Source organism: Aurantiacibacter suaedae (assembly GCF_005434915.1).
In the GTDB taxonomy this organism is placed as follows: domain Bacteria; phylum Pseudomonadota; class Alphaproteobacteria; order Sphingomonadales; family Sphingomonadaceae; genus Alteraurantiacibacter; species Alteraurantiacibacter suaedae.
The window spans coordinates 124,948-150,498 of record NZ_SKCG01000002.1 but is presented as its reverse complement, the minus strand read 5'-3'; the positions used below and the strand labels follow the sequence as shown (position 1 = coordinate 150,498).

5 protein-coding genes are annotated in these 25,551 nt (G+C 65.1%); all 5 read left to right on the top strand.

Annotated features, from left to right (window positions below; all coding sequences use genetic code 11):
• Positions 1-61 precede the first annotated feature (61 nt).
• Positions 62-16,759, top strand: coding sequence for a beta strand repeat-containing protein (locus E0473_RS07015; protein ID WP_137680178.1), 16,698 nt, complete (start codon positions 62-64; stop codon positions 16,757-16,759).
• Complete coding sequence (locus E0473_RS07010; protein WP_137680177.1) at positions 16,756-19,197, top strand: tetratricopeptide repeat protein; 2,442 nt, start codon at positions 16,756-16,758, stop codon at positions 19,195-19,197. The genes E0473_RS07015 and E0473_RS07010 overlap by 4 nt, the downstream gene beginning before the upstream one ends.
• A 27-nt stretch (positions 19,198-19,224) precedes the next feature.
• Entirely contained in the window at positions 19,225-21,768 is a 2,544-nt protein-coding gene (locus E0473_RS07005; protein ID WP_137680176.1) for a M10 family metallopeptidase C-terminal domain-containing protein, read from the top strand.
• Positions 21,769-22,206: 438 nt separating this feature from the next.
• Positions 22,207-23,892: a ShlB/FhaC/HecB family hemolysin secretion/activation protein gene (locus E0473_RS07000; protein WP_161981539.1), complete on the top strand. Its 1,686-nt coding sequence runs from the start codon at positions 22,207-22,209 to the stop codon at positions 23,890-23,892.
• Between the two features lie 18 nt (positions 23,893-23,910).
• On the top strand, positions 23,911-25,551 hold a 1,641-nt coding region (locus E0473_RS06995; protein WP_137680867.1), incomplete at its 3' end, for a two-partner secretion domain-containing protein.

The following is a 25,551-nucleotide window of genomic DNA, read 5'->3' as shown; positions in this document are numbered from 1 at the left end:
ACCAGACATAAAGCGGCAGGACCAAAAGGTTCGGGCACAAGAGATTAGCAGGGATACGATCATGGCCATTACTTCAAAATATATCATCGTGAGCACTGATGGCACCGAGACGAATTTCATCGATTTCGATCTGAATTACGGCACCTTGTCGCTTGATGGTCAGGAGATACAGTATCTCGGTTCAAGCTCTGTCGATGCGCTGTTCGTGCGTCCGGGTGCGACATACTCGCTGAGCACCGGCTCAGGCGCGGACAAGATCTATTTCGAGGGATCCTATTCAGACTACACCGTCACCACCACGGGTTCGACGCTGACCCTTACGCGCACTGTCGGTGAGAAGACGGAAACGGTGAATATTGCGGGCGCCGCCTCGCCGCGCACACCCGACGTGCTGGTGTTCTCCGATGGCTCGGTTGCGGCCAATCAGGCGCACAGTGCCGTGGCCCAGGGCGCCGACGCGCCAGTTCCGACAGGGGAGACTTCGCGTGCACCGGTAGGCGCTGCGGCGCCCGATGCAGACCTGGCGGCCAGCGTGAAGGTGGCGATCTTCGATCCTGCCGGTGACACGGTTTCTCTGGCGCCCCAGGGCATGAGCTTTCAGGTGCTCGGCAATGCAGGCGTCGATGTCGTTTATGTGGCCGATGGTGCCCAGATCGACGCGAGCGGTCTGGGCGGCGGCCAGGATATCGTCTATTTCCGCGGCAAATGGTCGGACTATACGAAGACCATTTCGGGTTCCAGCATGACGCTGACGCGCATGGTTGGCGATGTCATGGAGAGTGTGGTCGTTGCCGCGAGTGGCGCGTCGCGCAACGATCTGCTCGTGTTCGCAGATGGCGCGGTTGAGTCGCTCTATGCTGGCAGGGCGATAAAGGACGATGCCGGGACGGCGCTCGACGCTATCAACACCTACGATCCGGGCACCATCACCCCCGGCCTTTCGGTAAACGTGCAGGGCATTCGCAGCCCCGCCGAAGCCATGTGGCTGCGCGAAGGCGATACGCTGTCGTTCACGCTCGATTTCAACCAGAACGTGGTGCTGGCCGAAGGCAAGACGCTCACCATCACGGCGCTGGTCGGCGGCCAGGAGTTCACGCTCACCGCCACCGGCACCGCGCAGACGGCGCAGGGCGTGAAGGGGCTGGCGTTCACCGGCGGGCAGATCCCTGCCGACCTGCTTGACGCCGATGGCATTTCGCTCAAGCCCGACAGCCTGGCGCTGGGCACCGCCACTGCCGACGATTTCAAGGGCGAGAACGGCCTCGAGGTCGTTCTTGAACATGGCGGGCTAACTGCGCCCGGAATCCGTGTCGATTCCGATGTGCCCGAGGCTGCCGAGCTTACGCTGGTGGGCGATGCCATCAAGAATGAAGATGCCGCGCTGTCGCAGGACGGCGTGCTGTCGCTGGTCGCCGAAGAAGGGGCCACGGCCGAAGTGCGCTTCGAAGGCAGCGCCGGAACCGTGATCCGCTTCGTCGAGGGAACGGGGGCCGCGCAGGCCATCGTTCTTACCGCCGCCGAATTGGGCGAGCTGGGCGAAGGCACGGTAAACGTGACCACTCTTGTGACCGATGCCGCGGGCAACCAGTCGCCCGCTGCCGAAGCCAGCTTCACCATCGATACGCTGGCGCCGGGTGCGCCCGTTGTTGCGCTGGCCACGGCTGTGAGCGGCGGCGCAACCATGGCCGAGGCGACCTCGGCCGATGGCGTGATGACCGTAACGGCAGAGGCCGGTTCCAGCGTCGTCGCCGTGTTCACCAGTGCGAATGGCAGCGTCGAGCTGACGCTGAGTGCTGACGGAAGCGCGCAGCCGCTGGTGCTGAGCGAGGCCCAGCTCGCCACGCTGGGCGAGGGCGAGGTCACCGTTGCGGTGACGGCCACGGACGCTGCGGGCAACGAGTCCGGGACGGCCACCACCTCCTTCACTGTCGATACCATCGCGCCCACCGGCATGGTGGCCAGCGTCGATGCGTCGGGCATTATCTCCACCACTGGCGAAGAGGCCGGTTCGACCATCGAATACAGCATGGATGGCGGCGACAGCTGGAGCACCAGCTATTCTCCGCAAGACGGTGCCAACACCATCCTCGTGCGCGAGGTCGATGCGGCGGGCAATGCCTCGGACCCGCAGACGCTGGAGTTCGATCTCACCGCCACTCTGCCGAGCCTCGAAGTCTCGCTGGTCGAAGACACCGGCAAGAGCGCGGGCGACGGCATCACCAGCAACGGCCAGATCAATGTCGTGGGCCAGAATGCCGGGGCCACGGTCGAATACAGCACCGATAACGGCGCGACCTGGACGCAGACCTTTACCGCAGCTCAGGGGCTGAACCAGGTGCTGGTGCGGCAGGTCGAAGGCAGCGAACGCTCGCCGGTCACCGCGCTGACCTTCACGCTCGACAGCGAAGCGCCCGCGCAGCCCACCATCGCGCTGGGCACCGGCGTTGCCGGCGGGGCAACCTATGCCGAGGCGATCCAGTCGGGCGGCGCGGTGCAAGTCACCGCGCAAAGCGGCAGCGAGGTGAAGGTCACCTTCTCCAGCGCCATTGGTTCGGTCACCAAGACGGTGCAGGGCATCGGCGCGGCGCAGGCGGTGGTGCTTTCGGCCGATGACCTTGCGCTGCTGGGCGATGGCGAGATCACCGTGTCGGCGACCGCCACCGATCTGGCCGGCAACAGCTCTGACCCTGCCACCACCACCTTCGCCATTGATGGCGATGCGCCGGGCGATCCGGTGATCGACATTGTCGGAGATTTCGACAAGACCGCGGCGGAAGTGACCGCGGCCGAAGGCGTGATCCTCGTCACCGCCGAGCTGGGTGCTACGGCGCGGGTGCTGTTCCAGGGTTCCGATGGCGTCGTCACCAAGACCGTCACCGGCACGGGCAATCCTGTCGCCGTGACGCTGACCGAAGCCGAGCTGGCAACGCTGGGCAACGGGGCCGTCTCGGTCGAGGCCGTGTCCCGCGACGCGGCGGGCAATTCCTCGGCAAAGGCCGCGCTCGAGTTCACGATCGACACCGTTGCCCCCACCACGCTTGAGGTCGAAGGCAACCCCTATACCGGCCTGCTCAGCATCACCGGGCAGGAAGCGGGCACCACGCTCGAGTTCAGCGTCGATGGCGGCGAGACCTGGAGCAACACCTTCACCGCCACCTCGGGCGAGAACACCGTCTCCGTGCGTCAGATCGACAAGGCGGGCAACGCCTCCGCTGTAGTCGTCGAAGTCTTCACGCTCGACGAATCGATCGACCAGCCTTCGCTGGCGCTCGCGCTTGAAAACGACACCGGCGTCTCGGCCACCGATCACCTGACTTCGGACAGCCGCCTCGATGTCGGCGGCCTGTCGGCGGGCAACGAGCTGCAATACAGCTCAGATGGCGGCGAGACCTGGACCAGCGATCCGGCAGCGGTCGAAGGCATCAACCTGATCGCCGTGCGTCAGTACAATGCCGGAACCGGCACCTATTCCGCCGCTTCGATGATGAGCCTCACGCTTGACGAGACGCCGCCCGAAGCGCCGACAATCCTGCTGGGCGCTGGCGTCAGCGACGGCGTGACGCTGAGCGAAGGCACCTCCTCGGGCGGTGTCGTGCGCGTCAGCGCCGAGGCGGGCGCAACCGTGGTGGTGACCTTCGTCGGCACCAGCGGCGAGGCATCGGCGGTCGAGAAAACCATCACCGGGATCGGGAACGACAAGCCCGTCATCCTGACCAGTGCGGAGTTGGCGCAGCTTGGCGATGGGCCGGTGTCGGTCAGCGCCGTCGCAACCGATGCGGCGGGCAACGTCTCGGACGCCGGAACCGCGAGCTTCACCCTGCAGGTTGAACCGCCCGAAGCGCCGGTGGTGCAGCTGCTCGGCGGCCAGAACAAGTCGGAAGACGATGCGCTGTCAGGCGATGGCGTGCTGACCGTTACCGCGACTGCGGGCCTCGGCGTGCGGGTGGTCTTCAGCGGCGTCGGCGGCTCCGTCACCAAGGTGGTGGCATCTGCCAGCGGAGACGCGGATGCGATCACGTTGACTGCCGCCGACCTCGCGACGCTGGGCGACGGCCCCATCGAAATAACCGCTGTGACGACGGACGGGGCGGGCAACGCCTCGCCCGCGGTCACCACACAATTCGTGCTCGACGCGGTCGCGCCTGATGCTCCCCTGCTGACGCTGGGCCAGGGTGTCGATGCAGCCGGCGGCGGCGCGACTGCCGCAGAAGCGGGCGCGGGCGCGGTCTATATCAAGGCCGATACCGGCTCGATCGTGACGGTCACCTTCTCCAACGGTGAGAACGAAGTGGTCAAGGCGATTGAAGCCAATGGTGCGTCGCAGGCGGTGAGGCTGAATGCGGGCGATCTCGCCCGGCTTGGCGACGGCACGATTTCCGTCACCGCTTCGGCAGAGGACGCAGCGGGCAACGAGTCGGCGACCTCGGATGTGACCTTCACGCTGGATACGACAGCGCCTGTCGTTGGCTTGACCCTGATCGGCTCCAATTCCAAGAATCTCGCCGAATCGACTTCGGAAGACGGCGTCGTTTCGGTCAGCGCCGAAAATGGCGCAGTGGTTACCGTTACGCTGAACGGATATTCGGGCGCTGTTATCAAGCTGACCCTCACCGGCACCGGCGCGGCGCAGACCGTGGCGCTGACCGAAGCGCAAGTGGCGCAGCTTGGCGATGGCCCCGTCACCGTTTCGGCATCGGTGAAGGATGCAGCGGGCAATCCGTCCGGCCTGAAAACACTGAGCTTCGATCTCGATGCAACGGCGCCCGCCATCCCCGAAGTGACGCTGGCCGAAGGCGCTGCCAACGGTGTGACGGCGCTGGAGGCTTCCGCCGCTGGCGGATTGATGACGCTTGATGGCGAAAGCGGCGCGACCTTGTCCGTCACTTTCACCGGCTCGCTGGGCACGCTCACCAAGAACTATGTGAGCGACGGCACCCCGACCATCGTATCGCTGACGGCTGCCGAGCAGGCGGCGCTGGGCGATGGCAGTGTGGCTGTCAGCGTGGTGGCAAGCGACGAGAGCGGCAACGCCTCGGACGCCGTCACGGCGAGCTTCGATCTCGACCGACAGGCTCCCGCCGCGCCCACTATCTCGCTGGCCAATGGCATCAGCGGCGGCGCCACGGCGGCAGAGGCTATTGCCGAAACCGGGGTGGTGAAGGTCAAGGCGGAAGGTGGCTCCAACGTCACCGTGACGCTGACGGGCATCGGCGGCTCGGTCACCAAGGAACTGGTCGCCACGGGTGCAACGCAGGCCGTGGCGCTGACCGCAGCCGATCTCGATGTGCTTGGCGATGGGGCGATCGTTGTCCGTGCCAGCGCCAAGGACACGGCCGGGAACGTCTCTGCTTCCACCAATCCGATCGAATTCGTGCTCGATCGCACCCCGCCGGCAGCGCCCTCGCTGTCGCTTGGCACGGGCATTGCCGATGGCGCGTCCGCTGCCGAAGCCTCGTCGCAGGGCGGGGTCGCCTATGTGACCTCGCCGGTCGGCACGGCCATCGAGGTGACCTTCACCAATGGCGCGCGGACCGTGACCAAGCAGCTCACCGCCAATGGCGGCCAGCAGGCGGTCGTCCTCTCGCAGTCCGATCTGGCGACGCTGGGCAGCGGCACCATTACCGTTGCCGCCGCAACCCGCGATAGCGCGGGCAACACGTCGAGCGCAGTGACCGAGAGCTTCGCGCTCGACATGCTGCCTCCTTCGGCCCCGCTGCTGACGCTGCTGGGATCGCAGGCGAAGACCTCGGCCCAAGCTGCCGATGCAGGCGGCATCCTCGAATTCACCGCCGAGGCTGGCGCCGCCGTCACGCTGACCTTCAGCAACGGCGTGGAAACCGTCACCCGCTCGGTGACGGCGACCGGCTCCGCCCAGACGATCACCCTCACATCGGCGGAGGTGTCGCAGCTGGGCAATGGGGTGATCGCGGTCAGCGCGACCGCGGTCGACACTGTGGGCAACGCCTCGCAGTCGAAGAACCTGAACCTCACCATCGACGATGTCGCGCCGACTGCGCCGACCTTGCAGCTCGGCACCGGCGTCGACGGGGTCGTCTCGATTGCCGAGGCGACGGCGGCCACGGGTGTGGCCACGGTGGGCGCCGAGATCGGTGCGGTTGTTACCGTGACCTTCTCGAACGGCTCTGACCAGATCACCAAGACGGTTGTGGGCCAGGGCACGCCGCAGGCGGTCGTGCTGACTGCTGGCGATCTGGCCACGCTGGGCGATGGCAACATCTCGGTGACGGCGGTCGCCCGCGATGCCGCTGGCAACCAGTCGGGTGCATCTTCTTCGATCGACTTCACGCTCGACAGTTCGCCGCCTTCGGCACCGGCTCTCACGCTGGCTGCGGGCGTATCCGATGGGGCCACGCTGGCCGAAGCCAAGGCCGCGACCGGTGTCGTGTCGATGGTTGCGGAAAACGGGGCGCAAGTCACCGTCACCTTCACCAACGGCACCAACACGGTCGTGAAAACGCTGGTCGGAACGGGGTCGGCGCAGGCCGTTGTCCTGTCCGCTTCCAATCTCGCCGCTTTGGGCGATGGAACCGTCACCGTTTCCGCCGTTGCGCGCGACGGGGTGGGCAATTCCTCGGGCCCCACGACGACAGCCTTCGAGCTTGACCTCACTCCTCCGCCGAGCCCGGCGCTTGCCCTGATCGGCGACGACGAGAAATCGGCCACCACGGCGGCAAGCGCTGCCGGGGCGGTGCAGGTAACGGCCGAGGCTGGCACAGCCGTGACCGTGACCTTCACCGGCAGCGAGGGCTCCGTTACCAAGGCGCTGGTGGGCAATGGCAACGCGCAGGCGGTTTCGCTGTCGCTGAGCGATCTCGGAACCCTCGGCGATGGCGGCGTGCTTGTGCAGGCCTCTTCGCGCGATACTGCGGGCAATGTCGCCGTATCGACCAGCACCGTGCAGTTCGCGCTGGATCGCACCGCGCCCGACGCGCCGGTTCTCGCCATCGCGGGCAATGTCCTCGACGGGGCCTCGCTCGACGAAGCGAGCAGCGAATCCGGCCTCGCCACCGTCACCGCCGACGCGGGCAGCACGGTTACGGTCACCTTCGTGAACGGATCGAACAGCATCGCCAAGGTGCTGGAGGCCAATGGCAGCGAGCAGGCCGTGGTCCTGACCGAATCCGAAATCGCCTTGCTGGGCAATGGCACCGTGCTGGTTTCCGCCGTTGCCACCGATAGCGTGGGCAACGAAAGCGCCGAGGTCAGCAACAGCTTCGAACTGGACATCGAGGCGCCCGTTGCCCCTACGGTGAGCGTGGTCGGCTCGGCCGCCAAGACATCGGATCAGGCCGAAAGCGCCAGCGGCGTGGTGAAGGTCGTGGCCGAAGTTGGCGCGACCGCCACGATCAAGTTCGAAACCAATGCGGGAAGCGTGACCAAGGAAATCACCGGCACCGGGGTTTCCCAGTCGGTTGCCCTTACTGCGACCGATGTCGCGGCACTGGGTGAGGGCGATGTCACGGTCTCCGTGGTGGTGCAGGACGATGTCGGGAACATTTCTTCCACCACGACCAGCACCTTCACAATCGACGATACCCCGCCCGCTGCACCCACGTTGCAACTGGGCAGCGGTGTGGACGACATCGCCTCCGGCCCCGAAGCGACGGCCGCGACCGGTGTCGTTCTGTTGACCGCCGAGGTGGGCTCGACCGCGACTGTTACCTTCACCAATGGCACGAAGAGCGTCTCCAAGACGGTCACCGCCACTGGCGGCAGCCAAGCCATCAAGCTTTCGGCGGCGGATCTCGTCACGCTTGGCGATGGCACGATCTCGGTCAGCGCGCAGGCCAAGGATGCCGCGGGCAACACCTCGGCCCCTGCCACCACGAGCTTCCAGCTCGACAATTCGCCGCCGCCTGCCCCGCTGGTGACGCTTGGCGCAGGAATCGCCAATGGCGCCACGCTGGCGGAAGCCGCCGCGGCAACCGGTGCGGTAAGTGTGAAAGGCGAAGCTGGTGGCACCATTCTGGTGACCTTCACCAACGGCGCCAGCAGCGTCACCAAGAGCGTTACCGCGACCGGCAACGCGCAGGCCGTGACGCTGAATGCCAGCGATCTGGCCGGGCTTGGCAATGGCACGATCTCTGTTTCGGCAGTCACGCGCGATCCGGTCGGCAACGTCTCGCCTGCCGCGACCACCAGCTTCACGCTCGACATGACGCCGCCGACCGTTCCGGCTCTCAGTCTGATCGGCGACGAGGTGAAGGCGCAGGAAGCCGCGACCGATGCGGCGGGTGTCGCCTCGGTAACGGGCGAGGCTGGTTCCACCATCACGGTGACCATCACGCAGGGCGCCACGCAGATCGTGAAAACACTGGTGGCCACGGGATCGGCGCAGACGATCTCTCTGAGCGCCAGTGAAATCGCCACGCTGGGCGATGGCAGGGTGGTGATCACCGCCCGCGCCACCGACGTTGCGGGCAATGCTTCCGCCGTGGCCGAAGCGGTCGATTTCACGCTCGATCGCGAAGCGCCCGATGCGCCGCTCCTCTCGGTGTCCTCGGATGTGGCCGATGTCGCATCGGCGGCCGAAGCCACGGATGCCTCGGGTGCGGTCACGGTTCAGGCCGAAGCGGGGTCCACCATTTCGGTGGTCTTCATCAACGGGTCGAACAGCGTGCTCAAGCAGCTTGCTGCCGATGGTGGCGCGCAAGCCGTGACGCTGACCGAAGCCGACCTTCAGATCCTGGGCGATGGCAACATCAGCGTGGTGGCAACCGCCAGCGACGAGGCTGGCAACACCTCGGCTGAAACCAGCGCGGGCTTCACGCTCGACGTTACGGCTCCCGGTTCGCCCAACGTGGTGCTCAGCACCGGCATCGCCAATGGCGCGACCACGGCAGAGGCCACCTCGGCCACCGGCGTGGTGGGCGTGACGGCAGAGGCAGGCGCGCAAGTTACGGTTGTGTTCACGAACGGGTCGCAAACCGTTGAAAAGGTGCTTACCGGCACCGGCAGCCGGCAGAATGTTGCGCTCACCGCGGTGGAGGCCAGCACGCTGGGCAGCGGCACCATTTCGGTGTCCTCCTATGTGACCGACAGCGCGGGCAACGAGTCTGATCCGACCACGACCTCGTTCGTGCTCGATCTGGTTGCGCCGGACGAGCCGACGATTGCGATCACCGGCGCCACTATCAAATCGGCGGAAAGCGCCACGGATGCAGGCGGTGTCGCCACTGTCACGGCGGAAGCCGGCAGCACGATCACGGTCACGATCCAGCAGGGCGCGCAGGCCATCACCAAGACGCTGATCGCCACGGGCAGCCCGCAGGCGGTCACGCTTTCGGCGGCCAATCTGGCCAATCTGGGTGACGGGACGATCTCGATCACGGCCGTGGCGAAAGACCCGGCGGGCAATGTCTCGCTGGTGGGCGATGCTGCCACCTTCACGCTCGATCGCACACCGCCGACCGTGCAGCCGCTGAGCCTTCCGGCAGGCACCGACGGTGTCTTGTCGGCAGACGATGCGACATCGGCGGATGGCGCGGTGCTGGTCACGGCGGAGAACGGCTCCACGGTGGAGGTCGTCTTCATCGGCAGGCTAGGCACGGTGACCAAGGAGGTGACGGGCACCGGCTCCGCCGTGGGCGTGCAGCTGACCAGCGCGGATCTTGCAACGCTGGGCGAGGGCGAGGTTATCGTCGCCGCCGAAGCGGAAGATGCGGCAGGCAACACCGCAGCAAGCGGCCAGCTGACCTTCACGCTCGATGCGACACCGCCCGATGTGCCTTCGGTCGTCATGGGTGCGAACGTGGAAGGCGCGGTATCGCGCGCGGAAGCAAGCGATCCAGCCGGCGTCGTGCAGGTGACGGCGGAAGATGGCGCCGTGCTATCGGTGGTCTTTGCTGGTGCGAACGGTTCGCTCACCAAGACCTTCACGAGCGATGGCACCCCGCTGGCCATTACCCTTACCGAGGCTGAACTGGCCACGCTGGGCAACGGCACGGTAACCGCCAGCGCCACCGCTACGGACGCGGCGGGCAACAGCTCACTGGCCGGTACGGAGACCTTCGTGCTTGACGCTGCGGCTCCGGTCGCAACGCTGACGGCGGGCGAGGGGGCGAACACCAGGTCGGCCACGGTGCGCAGCAGCGAGGAGGGCACGGCCTATCTCGTGAACGTGGCCGAGGCGGGAACCATCACGCAGCTTTCGGACATCACCGCGCTCGATACGCAATACTGGAACAGTGTCGCCGTGGGGGCGAATACCAACACCGCGCTGTCGCTGGCGGGGCTGATGAGCGGGAATTACCGGCTCTATACCGTGGACCAGGCGGGCAACCTTTCGGCGGCCAGCAACGGCACCTACGCGGTGACCAACACCGTCGATCTTGCCGCCTTGTCGAACACGGCGAACACCGTGGGCTTCCAGATCAACGGAGTGGCAGCGAACGACTCCACAGGCCGGTCGGTTTCCTCGGCAGGCGACGTCAACGGCGATGGGCTCGATGATCTTATTGTCGGCGCGACTGGTGCAAATGGGCTAGCGGGCGCGGCCTATGTCGTGTTCGGGCGGACTGGCAGCGGGGCGCCGGTCAACCTCTCTGCCCTCTCGGCAGCGGGCAACACACTGGGCTTCCAGCTCGTTGGAACGGCAGTTAGCGATTATGTGGGGGTTTCGGTATCCTCTGCAGGTGACGTCAACGGCGATGGCCTTATGGATCTTATCGTCGGTGCAACAGGCGGCAATGGAAAGCCGGGCAAGGCCTTCGTCGTCTATGGGCGCACCGAAGGCGGCACCATCCGTGCGAGCGAGCTGTCTCAGGCGGGCAACACGCTGGGCTTCGAGATCATCGGTTGTAGCAACGGCGACTACACGGGCTTCTCGGTATCGTCGGCCGGCGATGTCAACGGCGATGGCCTGGCCGACCTTATCGTCGGAGCACCGGACGACGATACTGGCGGGACCAACAAGGGCCAGGCCTATGTGGTTTACGGGCGCACCAGCGGGTCGACGGTGAGTGTCACCGATCTGGATTCTTCGGGCAACGCGCTGGGCTTCAAGCTTCTGGCCAGCAGCTTTGGCTCCGTCCAGTACAACGGCTATTCCGTATCCTACGCGGGCGATCTGAACGGCGATGGGCTGGCCGATATGGTTGTCGGCGCTCTACTGGATAGCAGCAGAACCGGCAAGGCTTACGTGATCTATGGCCGCACCGGCGGGCAGCCGATCGAGCTTTCGGCGGTTGGTGCGCAGGATAGCGCGCTGGGCTTCCAGATCATCGGGTCCGCCTCAGACGAGGAATTCGGCAATTCGGTATCTTATGCCGGGGACGTAAACGGCGATGGTCTGGGGGATCTGGTCATTGGCGCCCAATACGCTGATGGCGCGGCCAACAATTTGGGCAAGGCCTATGTGATCTATGGCCGCACCAATGCCACCGATGTGAATATCGAGGAACTGAACGCCGCGGGCAATACGCTGGGTTTTGCCATCAACGGCTTCCAACTAGGCGCTAACGCAGGCAATGCGGTTTCCTTCGCCGGGGATATCAACGGCGATGGCCTCGCCGATCTGCTGGTCGCTATGTCCCGCGAAAACATTGGCGCGGCAGCGAATGCCGGAAGCGCCTACGTCGTCTATGGCCGCAAGGGCGGCGCTCCGGTGGAGCTAAGCGCGCTGACCGCGCCCGGCAATTCGGATGGCTTTAAGATCCTGGGATCGAACGCCAGTGACTATGCGGGCTGGTCGGTCTCGGCAGCGGGCGATGTCAACGGCGATGGTTTGGCCGATCTGATCGTCGGGGCCAACCAAGCCGATGGCTCAGGCGGAACCGACTCGGGCAAGGCCTATGTCCTGTTCGGCAGCACCAATGGCGCGTTCAGCGCCAGCCAGGTGGATCAGCTCGGCACCAGCGGGGCCGATACGCTCACCGGCACGGCCAGTGGCGACACGCTGGTGGGCGGGGCTGGCAACGATGTGCTGATCGGCGGCGGCGGTAACGACGTTCTCTATGGCGGTGCGGGCAATGACCGGATCGTGCTGAACGCCGATAACTTCGCCAATCTCGGCGCCAGCGGCAGCAAGATCGACGGCGGCAGCGGCGTGGATACGCTGGCCATCGATGGCGCGGGCCTCTCGCTCGATTTCCGCACCTTCGGCAACACCGTGATCAAGGGCATCGAACGGATCGACCTGACCGGCAGCGGCAACAACAGCCTGACGCTGGACCTGGGCAACATCCTGGCGCTGCACGCGGGCACCGGCGAAAGCGGCTTCGACAAGTTCGAGGCGCAGGTGGGCAAGCAGGGCCGCCAGCAGCTGATGGTCGACGGCAACGCCGGAGACACGCTGAACCTGGGCGGCGCTGGCTGGGTGCTGGCAAGCGGAAGCGTTCGCATCGGCACCAACGACTATGTGATGTACAATTCGATCCGCTCTGCCGCGCAGGTGCTGGTCGATAGCGATGTGGCGGTGGCCTACACGCCCGATCCGGTGTTCGACGTTCGCGCGCTGAGCAATGCGCAAAACACGCTCGGCTTCCAGATCGTGGGTTCCAACACGGGTGACAATGCGGGCTATTCGGTATCTTCCGCAGGCGACGTGAACGGCGATGGGCTGATCGACATGATCGTCAGCGCGCCCTCTGCCGATGGCCCAGGCATCAACCCGGGCAAGGCCTATGTTGTCTATGGTCGCACCGGCGGTGCACCAATCGATCTGTCTGCGCTGAGCGTGGCTGGTAACACACTGGGCTTCCAGATCGTTGGGTCTGGTGCCGGTGACTTTGCTGGCTATTCAGTATCGTCTGCAGGTGATGTGAACGGCGATGGCCTGGCCGATCTCATCGTCGGTTCGGGTTTCGTCAACACGGCGTCCGGCGTTAATAACACGGGCAAGGCCTATGTGGTCTATGGCCGCAGCGATGGTGCGTCGGTCGATCTTTCCGCGCTAAGCGCCTCCGGCAACACGCTGGGTTTCCAGATCGTGGGATCCGCCATCAGTGATTATGCTGGCAATGCAGTATCAGCAGCAGGCGACGTCAACGGTGATGGCCTGGCCGATCTTATTGTCGGCGCGCCTAATGTCGATGGCGCGGGCGGCGACGACGTGGGCAAGGCCTATGTGGTCTATGGCCGCACGGGCGGTGCGCCTGTCGATCTTTCCGCGCTGACTGCCTCAGGCAACACGCAGGGCTTCGAAATCATCGGCTCCAGCGCCGATGACCAAGCCGGTTATTCAGTATCGTCTGCCGGGGATGTGAACGGCGATGGCCTGGCCGATCTTATTGTCGGCGCGCCTAATGCCGATGGCGTGGGCGGCGATAGCATTGGCAAGGCCTATGTGGTCTATGGCCGCACTGGCGGTGCGCCGGTCGATCTTTCCGCGCTGACCGTGGAAGGCAACACGCTGGGCTTCGAAATCATCGGCTCCAGCGGCTCCGACCTTGTCGGCGCTTCGGTATCGTCGGCAGGCGATGTTAACGGCGATGGTCTGGCTGATCTCGTCATCGGCGGATACAGTGCCGGTGGTGCAGGGGGCGAGGACGTGGGCAAGGCCTATGTGGTCTATGGCCGCACGGGCAGCGCGCCGGTCAATCTTTCCGCGCTGAGTGCTTCGGATAACACGCAGGGCTTCCAGATCGTGGGCTCCACTGCGTTTGACGATGCCGGTTATTCGGTATCCTCGGCCGGGGATATCAACGGCGATGGCCTCGCTGATATGATCATCGGCGCGCGTGATGCCGATAACGGCGGCAGTGAGAACACGGGCAAGACCTATGTCGTCTATGGCCGCACCGGAGGCGCCGAGATCAACCTTTCCGCGCTGGGCGTGGCCGGGAACACGCTGGGCTTCGAAATCGTCGGCTCCAGCTCCGGTGACTCTGCTGCCTGGTCGGTCTCGTCCGCAGGCGACATCAACGGCGATGGCCTGGCCGATCTGATCGTGGGTGCGCCCTATGCCGGTAGCGTGAACGGGCCACGCGCGGGCAAGGCCTATGTCATCTACGGTTCGACCAGCGGCGTGTTCAGCGCCAGCCAGGTCGATCAGCTCGGCACCAGCGGTGCCGATACGCTGACGGGCACCACCTCCGGGGAAACCCTGGTCGGCGGGCGCGGCAACGATCTGCTGATCGGCGGCGGGGGCAAGGATGTGCTCTATGGCGGCGCCGGGAACGACCGGTTCGTGCTGAATGCCGACAACGTGGCCAACTTCGGCGCCAGCGGCGCACGGATCGAAGGCGGCACCGGGCTCGATACGCTTACACTCGACGGGGCGGGCATCACGCTCGACTTTGCGGGCGCGGGCAAGGGCCATATGACCGGGGTCGAGAAGATCGACATCACCGGCAGCGGCGATAACAGGCTGATCCTGAGCCTCGGCAACTTCCGCGAGCTGCACGAAGGCACCGGCGAAAGCGCGTTCAACGCGTTCCAGAGCCTGACCGGCGTGGTGGGCAAGCAGCAGTTGCTGATCGAAGGCAACGCAGGGGACTCGCTCGACCTGACCGGGCCGGGCTGGACCTACTCGAACAGCACGATCCGCAGCGGCACCAAGTATTACGCGGTGTACAACGCGCGCAATTCGGACATGCAGCTGCTGGTGAACACCGAAATCACGGTGGACGTCACGCCCGATGCAATCATCGATGTTTCGAACCTGAGCGTGGGCGGCAACGGGCTGGGCTTCCAGATCGTGGGGTCCAGTGCCAGTGACCAAGCCGGTTATTCGGTATCGTCTGCCGGGGATGTCAACGGCGATGGTCTCGACGACGTGATCGTCGGCGCCAACTTTGCGGACGCCGCGACCGGTTTCAACGCGGGCAAGGCCTATGTGGTCTATGGCCGCACCGGCGATGCGCCGATCAACCTTTCCGCATTGAGCGTGGCTGGCAACACGCTGGGCTTCGAAATCGTGGGGTCCAGCATCAATGACTATGCCGGTTATTCGGTATCGTCCGCAGGCGATCTCAATGGCGATGGCCTGGCCGATCTTATCGTCGGCGCGATGTTGGCCGATAGCATCAATGGTCCGAGCGGGAACAACATGGGCAAGGCCTACGTGGTCTATGGCCGCACCGGCGGTGCCTCGATCAATCTTTCCGCGCTAAGTGTGGCCGGAAACACGCTGGGCTTCGAAATCGTTGGGTCCAGTAACGTTGACTATGCTGGCTATTCAGTATCGTCTGCAGGTGATGTGAACGGCGATGGCCTGGCCGATCTCATCGTCGGTGCCAATGGCGCGGATGGTGCGCCCGGGGGCAACGTGGGCAAGTCCTATGTGATCTATGGCCGCACCGGTGGTGCGCCGATCAACCTTTCCGCGCTGAGCGCGGCGGGGAACACGCTGGGCTTCCAGATCGTCGGCTCCAGCGCTAATGACGAATCGGGCTTTTCGGTCTCGTCAGCGGGCGATGTCAACGGCGATGGCCTGGCCGATCTCATCGTCGGCGCCAAGGGTGCCGATGGCCCAGGCACCAACTCGGGCAAGGCCTATGTGGTTTATGGCCGCACCGGCGGCACGCCGGTCAACCTTTCCGCGCTGAGCGTGGCCGGCAACACGCTGGGCTTCCAGATCGTGGGGTCCAGCGCCAATGACCTGACGGGCGCTTCGGTTTCGGCAGCAGGCGATGTCAACGGCGATGGCCTGGCCGATCTCATCATCGGCGCGTACAACGCCGACGGCGCGGGTGGCGAAAACGTGGGCAAGGCCTATGTGGTCTATGGCCGCACCGGCGGCGCACCGATCGATCTTTCCGCGATGAGTGCCTCGGGCAATACGCTAGGCTTCGAAATCGTCGGTGCCTGCCAGGGCAACGAGGCGGGCTATTCGGTCTCGTCAGCGGGAGATATCAACGGCGATGGCCTGGCCGATATGATCATCGGCTCTCACTATGCCGATAGCGAGACCGGCCCGAACGCGGGCAAGTCCTATGTGGTCTATGGCCGCACTGGCGGTGCCCCGGTCGATCTCTCGGCGCTGAGTGCCTCGGGCAATACGCTCGGCTTCGAGATTCAGGGCTCCAGTGCCTTAGACAATGTTGGTCATTCGGTATCGGCAGCAGGCGACATCAACGGCGACGGCCTGGCCGATCTCATCGTCGGCGCGCCCTTTGCCGATGGCCAGGGTAACAACAATGTGGGCAAGGCCTATGTCATCTTCGGTTCGACCGATGGGGCCTTCAGCTCCAGCCAGGTCGATCAGCTCGGCACCAGCGGCGCCGATACGCTGACGGGCACCACCGGCGATGACACCCTCGTCGGCGGGGCTGGCAACGATGTGCTGATCGGCGGCGGGGGCAAGGATGTGCTCTATGGTGGCGCCGGGGATGACCGGATCGTGCTCAACGCCGATAACCTCGCCAATCTGGACCTCAGCGGTTCGCGGATCGACGGCGGGAACGGCATCGATACGCTGGCGCTGGACGGGGCGGGCATGACGCTTGACCTGAGGGCGATCGGCAACAACCACATCAAGGGGATCGAGCGGATCGATCTCACCGGCAGCGGGGCCAACACCCTGACGCTGGAACTGAACGATGTGGTGGCCCTGCATTCCGAAACGACCGAGAGCGCCTTCAACGCGTTCGCCGATATCACCGGGATTACCGGCAAGCAGCAGACGCTGATCGATGGCGATGCCGGGGATATCGTGAACCTGGGGGTCGATTGGGTCTCCACAGGTGGCACCTTCGATAGCGGAGACGACACCTATCAGACCTACAACCACTCGACGAACTCGACCGTGCAGCTGCTCGTCAACACCGATCTCACCATCCAGACGATTGCGGCATGATCATGAACGAAGGACAGAAAGTGGAGATGAACGACGCGGTCCAGGCGCAGTTGCGCGGCGACTGGACCGCGGCGGCGGGCCTCTATGAAAACCTGCTGAAGCAGGAACCGGAAGATCCGGTGCTGCGCGGCAACTATGGCCAGGTGCTCAGGCAGCTTGGCCGCGACGACGATGCGCTGCGCCAATACCGGCGCGCCGTCGATGGCGGCGAGGCACCGGGGGCGATCTGGTTCAACTTTGGCAATGCGCTGTTCGACAAGGAAAAATGGGTGGAGGCCGCGCAGGCCTTCACCAGCGCCATCGAACACGATCAGGGGGAGGGGCAGGGGCAGGTTATCGTCCCCGCGCTGACCCAGCTCGCGCGCTGCGCCGTCAAACAGGGCGAGTGGAAGGAGGCGCGCACGCGGTTCAGCGATGTGCTGCGGGCCGATCCCGAAAACTTCACCGCCTGGCTGGAGGCAGGCAATGTCTGCCGCCACCACGGCACCTTGGAAGAGGCGCTGGCCTGCTATCGCAAGGCCGCAACAGTGGCCACCGAACGCTATGGCGCACACCTGAGCCTCGCCCGCGCGCTCGAACAGATCGGCCAGCGCGAGGAGGCGACCGTCGCCTGGCTGCGCGCGCTCGAATGCCCCGATGCGGGCACGGGCAGCGATGTGCACTATCGCATCGGCCTCGGCCGGGCGGAACGCGGCGAATGGGCGGCAGCAGCCGAAGCCTTCCGCCACGCGCTGACGGCGGAGCCGGAGTTTCACAAGGCGGCCATCGAACTCGGCGACGCGCTGATGCAGATGGGCGTCTATGAAGATGGCGACCATTTGCTCAGCGCGCTGTGCGAGAAAACGCTGAGCGAGGAGGAGGAAATCGCCCTTGTCGGCGTGCTGATGAAGCATAAGCGCCATGCGCAGGCCGATGTGCTGCTGCGCCGCAAGGTGGAGGCCAATCCCGATAGCTGGCAGGCGCATTTCAATCTCGGCAAGCTGCTGATCGAGGGATCATGGCTTGATGAGGCGGAGCAGTGCTTTGCCCGCGTGGCCGAGCTGACCCCCGACAAGGAGAAAGAACTCCGCGTGTTCAAGGCCGCCATTGCGGGCAAGCGCGGCGATGTCGATCTGGCGCTCGATCTCTATCGCCAGCTGGGCGAGGAGGAAGGGCCGGAATCGACCTTCCGCGGCTCGGCGGCGATGGCGGCGCTTTACAGCGAAACGCTGAGCGCGGGCGAGGTGTGCGAGCTGCACAAGGAGCTGTTCGCCCCGCTTGCGGAAGACGTGCGCCCGGTGGAGACGTTCCGTAACGAGCTTTCGCCAGGTGCGGGCGCGGCGGAGCCTTCGGCGCGGACGCGCAAGCTGCGGATCGGCTATGTCACGGCGGATCTGCACGGCGAGCATCCGGTGAGCCTGTTCATGCGCCCGGTGTTCGCGCAGCACGATCACGATGCCTTCGAGATCACCGTCTATTCGACCAGCCCGCTGACCGACGAGATGACGCGGCGCGCGCGCTCGCGAGTAGACCGCTGGCGCGATGTGGCGACGATCAGCAACCGCCGTCTGGCCGAACTGATCGAGGCGGACGGGATCGACGTTCTGGTCGATCTCAACGGGTTGACCGGGCGCCACCGGGCGAGCGTTTTCGCGCGGCGTGCAGCGCCGGTGCAGGCGACGTTCCTCGGCTATCCCTCCACCACGGGCGTGCCGAACATGGACTGGCTGATCAGCGATCCGGTCACCTCGCCGCCCGGAAAGCACGAGCTTTACAACGAGCGGGTGATGCATCTGCCGAACTTCGTGTTCTGCTATGCGCCGGAGCAGGACTATCCGAGCCCGCAATTTGGCAACAAGCACCTCTCGCGGCCGCTCACCTTCGGGTCGTTCAACAATGTCTCGAAGCTGACGCCGTTCACGGTTTCGCTGTGGGCGAAGGCTATGCAGGCCGTGCCCGATTCTCGGCTGATGCTTAAGGGTCCGAGTTTTCAGGACGATGGGGGCAAGCAGCGTTTTGCCGGGATGTTCGCCGAGGCTGGCATCGAAGCGGATCGCTTGGAGTTCCGCGGGCCTTCCGGGCTTGACGATATGATGGCCGAATATGGCGATGTCGACATCGCGCTCGATTGCTTCCCTTACAATGGCGGCACCACCAGCTGTCAGGCGCTGTGGATGGGCGCTCCGCTCATCACGCTGGCTGGCGACAGCTTCGTGCAGCGCATGGGCGCGGGCCTGCTCACCTCGATCGGTCGCCCAGAATGGGTCGCGAAGGACGAGGGTGACTTCGTGAGCATCGCCAAGGAATTGGCCAGCGATCGCAAGGCTTTGCTGCAAGAGAAGAAGGGCCTGCGCGAGTTGATGGCCGGTGCCCCCGGCAGCGACGTGAAGCAATACACGCGCGATCTGGAAGACGCGTTGCGCCGCATGTGGCTCGATCACGTCCAGAGCCGGGCCTAAGGGGCCTTCGCGCCAGCGTAACAAGCCATGGCAATTTCGTCGAAATACATCGTCCTCGGCGTGGCCGGGGACGATGAGACCTTCATCGATTTCGCCATGCCCTATGGCGGGCTGTCGCTCGATGGGCAGGAGATCCAGTATCTCGGCTCCGCCTATGTCGATACGCTGTTCGTTCGGCCCGGCTCCGCCTATTGGCTAAACACCGGATCGGGCGCGGACCGGATCTATTTCGGGGGCGCCTTCGCAGACTACACCGTGAGCACCAGCGCATCGACGCTGGTGTTGACGCGCGAGGCCGGCGGCAAGACCGAAACCGTCATGCTCGCAGGTGCCAATTCCCCGCGCGCGCCCGACGAACTGGTGTTCTCAGACGGCTCAGTAACGGCGTACAATACATTCAATCACGTCGCGCAGGGGGCCTCTAGCCCGGTCCCCTCGGGCGACACCTCGCTTGCCCCGACAAAAGTCGCGGCACCGGGTGCGGAGCTGTCGGCGCTGGTCAAGGTGGCGCTGTTCGATCCCGATGGCGAGACCGTGGCGCTGACGAAGCCGGGGGTGGCGTTTCAGGTGCTGGGCAATTCCGGAACCGATGTGGTCTACATCGCTGAAGGCACGCAGGTTGATGCCAGCGCGCTCGGCGGCGGGGTGGACATCGTCTATTTTCGCGGCGCCTGGGCCGACTATGCAAAGTCCGCTGTCACCGGGACAATAGCGCTGACCCGTGAGATCGGCGGCATGACAGAGCAGGTCGTGGTCGCGGGCAGCGGCGGTTCGCGCAATGATCTGCTGGTCTTCGCCGATGGCGCGGTGCGCTCCAGCGATGCCGCTGCCGCCTTGCGGGCAGATCCCGAGGTCGCCATCAGCGCCATTCCCACTTACGATCCCGGCATCTTCACCGATATCGGACCGACCATCGCCGGTTTCCTCGATCCTTTCGCCAGCACCGTCGATGCGCAGGGCAATGTGGTGACCCCGGCCTATACCTTCGTAGCCGGTGCGCCGATCGTGCAGCCGGGCGGGGCGAGCATCCATGGCAGCAGCGCGCCGGGCGCAACGGTTTCGCTGACACTGGGCAGCGCGCTCACCCGCGATGTGACCGCCGACGCGCAAGGCAAGTGGTCGCTTGCGCTGACACATGCCGAGCTGGCAACACTCGGGTTAGGCGAGATCACGGCCCAAGCCACGGTGCGCGACGGTGCGGGCAACAGCGCGCAGGCCGAAAGCGTGCTGACCATCAACGCGCAGGCGCTCACCACATCGGCCATCGCGCCCGATGGTTATGGCAGCGCCTATGTCGATGCGCTGGTGGTGGGCGAAGCCGGGTGGACTGCCGGAACCATCACCTATGCCTTTGCCACCGGCAGCACGGCGGCCACCTGGACCGAGGCCGAAAAACAGGCGGCAAGCGATGCACTGCAAACCTATAGCAACGTCGCAAACCTCACCTTCGCCGAGGGCCGCTATTACGGCGACGCCGCGCAAGAGGCGAATATCGTGCTGAAAAAGGTGCCCGCCTCGGCCTTGCCAACGGTCAGCACGCTGGCGGAATTTTCCATCCCCTTCGGCGATCTCGATGGCACCGGCACCGACGTCAACTTCAGCCAGATCGGCCAGTTCAACTATCAGGCCGCCTCGTGGCAGAACCTCGCCCCCGGCGGTCTGGGCTTCACCACACTGGTGCACGAGATCGGCCACGGGCTCGGGCTGGGGCACAGCTTCTCCACCACGGTGAACGGCGTGGCGCAGACGACCTTTCCTGGCGTATCGGCAGGCGATGCGCGCGCGCTGGGCGACTTCGACCTCAGCCAGGGCGTGTGGAGCGTGATGGCCTACAATTTCGGATGGAATCTGGAGCCGCCGGCGGCGGACAAGAACTGGGGCCTCACCACAACGCCGATGGTGTTCGATGTGGCCGCGATCCAGCGGCTATACGGCGCGAATACCTCCCATCGCACCGGCGACGATGTCTATGAACTGGCCCGGCAAGAGGGGGCAGGCACTGGCTGGACCTGCATCTGGGATGCGGGCGGCACCGATACCATTTCGAACATCGGCGGCACTGGCGCTTGCGTGATCAACCTCAATGCCTATCCGCTGAGCGGCGGCATTGCCTCGACACTTTACGTTTCGGGGAATGTGGGAATTTCCGGCGGCTATACGATTGCGCAAGGCGCGGTGATCGAAAATGCCATCGGCGGGGCGGGAAACGACATTATCGTCGGCAATGCCGCAAGCAACGAATTGATCGGCGGCCAAGGTGCCGATCGCTTCTGCTTCCTGCATGCGCCAGACTGGGATGCGATCGACAGCATCCTCGATTTCTCCACCGGGGAGGGCGACAAGATCGCGCTAAGCACCGAGGCCTTCGCCGCGCTGGCGGGCCTGAGCGATCTGGCGGAAGAATTTGCCTATCTGGGTGCCGATGACCCGCAAGGCGGCACGATCCTATACGATCAGGCCAGCGGCGACCTGCATTACGACGCGAGCGGCACCGGCAGCACCGGCGTGGTCTTCGCCAATCTCGCCACCCGGCCAACCGATCTGAGCGCAGCGGATTTTCTCCTCATCTGAAGTCGCGCAGCCAGCAGCGGTGAGCGAAGCTGCGCGAACTACGCACGATAGAGCCTGCCGCCGGGCGGCGCGCCGCGCTCTACGCGTTCGATCTGCTCAAGGTTTAGAGATGATCCGCGCCGCCTCGCGTTGGCTGGCGGAACGCAAATGTGGCCGCACCCAAAATAATCCGCAGGCCGCCCGCTGCCGCGGTGCGAGGGGAGCGGCGCGCTGGGTAACGCATCCTTAAGCAAAACTAGGGGCCCTCACGGAGGGGGCGGTAATCGTCTTCCCCAGAACTCATCCCTAACGCCTTGCCCGTCAACGAATAAGTACGTTCCCAAGGCGGTAATGGGTTCGACAAGCTTTAGTAACCGCCAAGAATACGGGGTCCATCTTATCGTAAACACGATTGATTTGGACGCTATGGTAAACACACAAGATCACGGGTTGCTCACTATGGTATTTCGTAAAGCTCTCCTGCTTGGGGCTGCGCTCGTCGCGTCTCCGGCTTTCGCCCAGTCGGCCAGCCAGGTCGTGCCCGATAGCTATGCGCCGGTGGCGCAGCAGCCCGGCGGGCCGGTCGTCATTCCGCAGGACATGCCCACGCAGGTGCCCGATGGCGCGCAGGATCTTGTCGTTACGCTGAGCGGTGTGCGCATCGAGGGCGCGGTTGCCGATCCGGCTGCCGTCGCCGCGCTGGAAGCGCAGCTGCTTGGCAAGCCGGTGAAGGTGGCCGCCATCTTCGAAGCCGCGCATCAGCTGGAGCGATACTTTGCCGCCAATGGCGAGGCGCTGACCCGTGTGATCGTGCCCGCGCAGGATCTGGCCGATGGCGCTACCTTGCGCCTTGTCGTCGTGCAGGGCCAGATCGAGGCCGTGAACACCGAAGCCCTGCCTCCTGCGATGCAGGGCAAGGTCGCATCCTATTTGCAGCCGCTGGTCGGCAAGCCGGGCGTGAAGATCAGCCAGATCGAGCGCAAGCTGCTGCTCGCTTCCGATATGCCGGGCCTTACCATGCGCTCGACCCTCGTTCCCGGCAGCGAGCCGGGCATGAGCATTCTTGCCGTGGAGGGCGACTATCGCCCGCTCGGCGTGACGCTCGGCTTCAACAACCTGCAGAGCGACGGGCTGGGCCGCGAGGCTCTGTCGCTCGGGTTCAACTTCAACGGCAACCTGGGTCTTGGTGAGACGATCTACCTGCGCGCTTCGGGCGATCCGTCCGATGGCTATTTCGACAAGCGCCCGCGCAACCGCGTGCTGGCGGCGGGCGTGGTCGCGCCGCTCGGCAATGACGGGCTGTCGCTCAATGTCGAAGGCGTCGATGCGCGCACGGCGGGCAATGTGCCGATCAACCGCCCGCGCTTTGCCAGCCACTTCCAGCGGCTTTCCACGCGGCTGAGCTATCCCTTCGTGCTCACCCGCAGCACGCGGCTTACCGGCACCGTGGCCTTCGATGTCGCCAATGAAGACATCACCCTGATCGAGCCCACACAGTTCGGCGTCTCGCGCGACCGCTTGCGGGTGGCGCGTCTGGGCGGCGACTTTGCCACGGCCTTTGCCGGCGGCGGGCAGATGAACGCGGCGATGGAGCTGTCGCAGGGGCTCAACATCCCCGGCGCGCGCAGCGCAGCCGATGCCACGCCGACCCTGCCGCTATCGCGCGCGGGGGCCGATGCCGACTTCACCGTGCTTAATGTGAGCGCCGGGATCGACCTGCCCTTCGCCCAGCATATTGCCGGCCGCCTGCGCGGTTCGGCGCAGACGAGCTTCGGCTATGCGCTGGTCAACTCGGAGAGCTTCGGCATTGCCCACGGCGATGCCATCTCCACCCTGTCGCAGGGAACGTTGCAGGGCGACACCGGCTATGCGGTGCGGGCTGAGCTGCAGTTCCCGTTCTCGGTGACCACGCAGAACATCTACTTCGCGCCCTATGTGTTTGGGGCCAATGGCCGCGTGCTGCTCAAGCAGCCGAGCGCGCTCGAACGGCGCGACACCATGGCCTGGGCCTATGGCGCGGGTGTGCGCCTGGCGGGCAATGACGGGGCCCGATGGGGCCTCAATGCCGAATATGGCGCGGCCGAGGTTGACGGCATTGCCGGCGCACCGGGCCGCTTCTCGCTTTCCATCCAGCTCAGCTTCTAAGTCTTCGGAGCACCTATCATGACCAAATCGACCCTTATCGCCAAGTCGCTCCGCTGCGCAGCCCTGCTTGCGAGCACCGCTATCTCCACAGCTGCCATCTCCAGCGCCGCCATGGCCAACGACCTGCCCACCGGCGGCGAGGTTGCGGCAGGCTCTGCCACCATCGGCGCGCCGTCGGCGGGCAATATGAACATCACCCAGCATTCCGACCGCGCGGTGGTGAACTGGACCAGCTTCTCGGTGGGTGAAGGCAATGCGGTGAACATCGCGCAGCCGGGTGCCCAGTCGGCGCTGCTGAACCGCGTCACCGGCGATGCCACCAGCGTGATTGCCGGGCAGATCAATGCCAACGGGCAGGTGTTCCTCGTGAACCCCAACGGCATTGCCATCACCAAGAGCGGCACGGTCAACGCCGCTGCCTTCACCGCCTCGACGCTCGACATCTCCGACCGCGACTTCATGGCGGGCGGCGATGCGATCACCGTTACCGCGCCTGCCAATGCGCAGGTGATGCGGCTGCGCGCGGGGCTTTCCGACCTGATGAGCCCCGATCTTGCCGATGGCACCTTGCTGGTGGCGGGCGTCGCGAAGATGGAGGGCAGCGATCAGAGCGCGCTCGATCTTACCGGCGACGGGTTCCTGCGGCTTGGCCTGCCCACCGGCAATATCGACGTGGCAGGCACGATCAACGCGAACACCGTGGTGCTGACCGCGGGCACGGCGCGCGATGCGGCGCGCGGGGTGGTGAACCTCTCGGGCGTGATCAACGCCACGGGCGTTGAAAGCAAGGGCGGCGTGGTCCGCCTGACGGGCGATCAGATCAATCTCACCGGCGCGACGATCGATGCTTCGGGCACGCTGGGCGGCGGCTCGATCGAGATCGGCGGCGGCTATCAGGGCACCGGCCCGCTCGCCCATGCGACCGACCTCACTGTCGATGCGGCCAGCGTCATCCGCGCCGATGCCACGGTGCGGGGCGATGGCGGCGATGTGGTGCTGTGGTCCGACCACAAGACCGCCTTCGCCGGCACGATCACCGCACGCGGCGGCGCCAATGGCGGCAACGGCGGCGATGCCGAAGTATCGGGCAAGGCGCTGCTCGCCTACGAAGGCACCACCAACCTGCTCGCGCCCAAGGGCAAGGCGGGCAACCTGCTGCTCGATCCGTATAATGTGACGATATCGGACGGAGACAACACCAACAGCGCGGGCTTTACCGCGACCGGCAACGACAGCGTAATCAATGCCTTTGACCTGAGAATGGCCCTGGAAAAGGCTAATGTCACCGTATCCACCGGATCGGGGGGCAACCAGGCAGGCAACATCACCGTTGCAGCTTACCTGGAATGGAATAGACCCACGACGCTCGAGCTTTCCGCAGCGGGCAGCATTGCCGTCAATGCCGGTATCAGCGGCCTGGCCGACGGTGCAGGCCTTATCCTGCGCGCCGACAACATGGGCACCGGCAGCGGCACCGTTACGTTCAGCGGCGCGAGCGCCAGCCTGAGCGGCGCTGGCAGCACGGTCGATATCTATTACAATCCGACCGACTATGCGAACCCGACCGACTTTAGCGGCAATGTCACGAACGGAACGCTCACCTCGTGGATGCTGGTGAACACCCTGCAGGACCTGCAGGACATGAACACCAACCGTGCC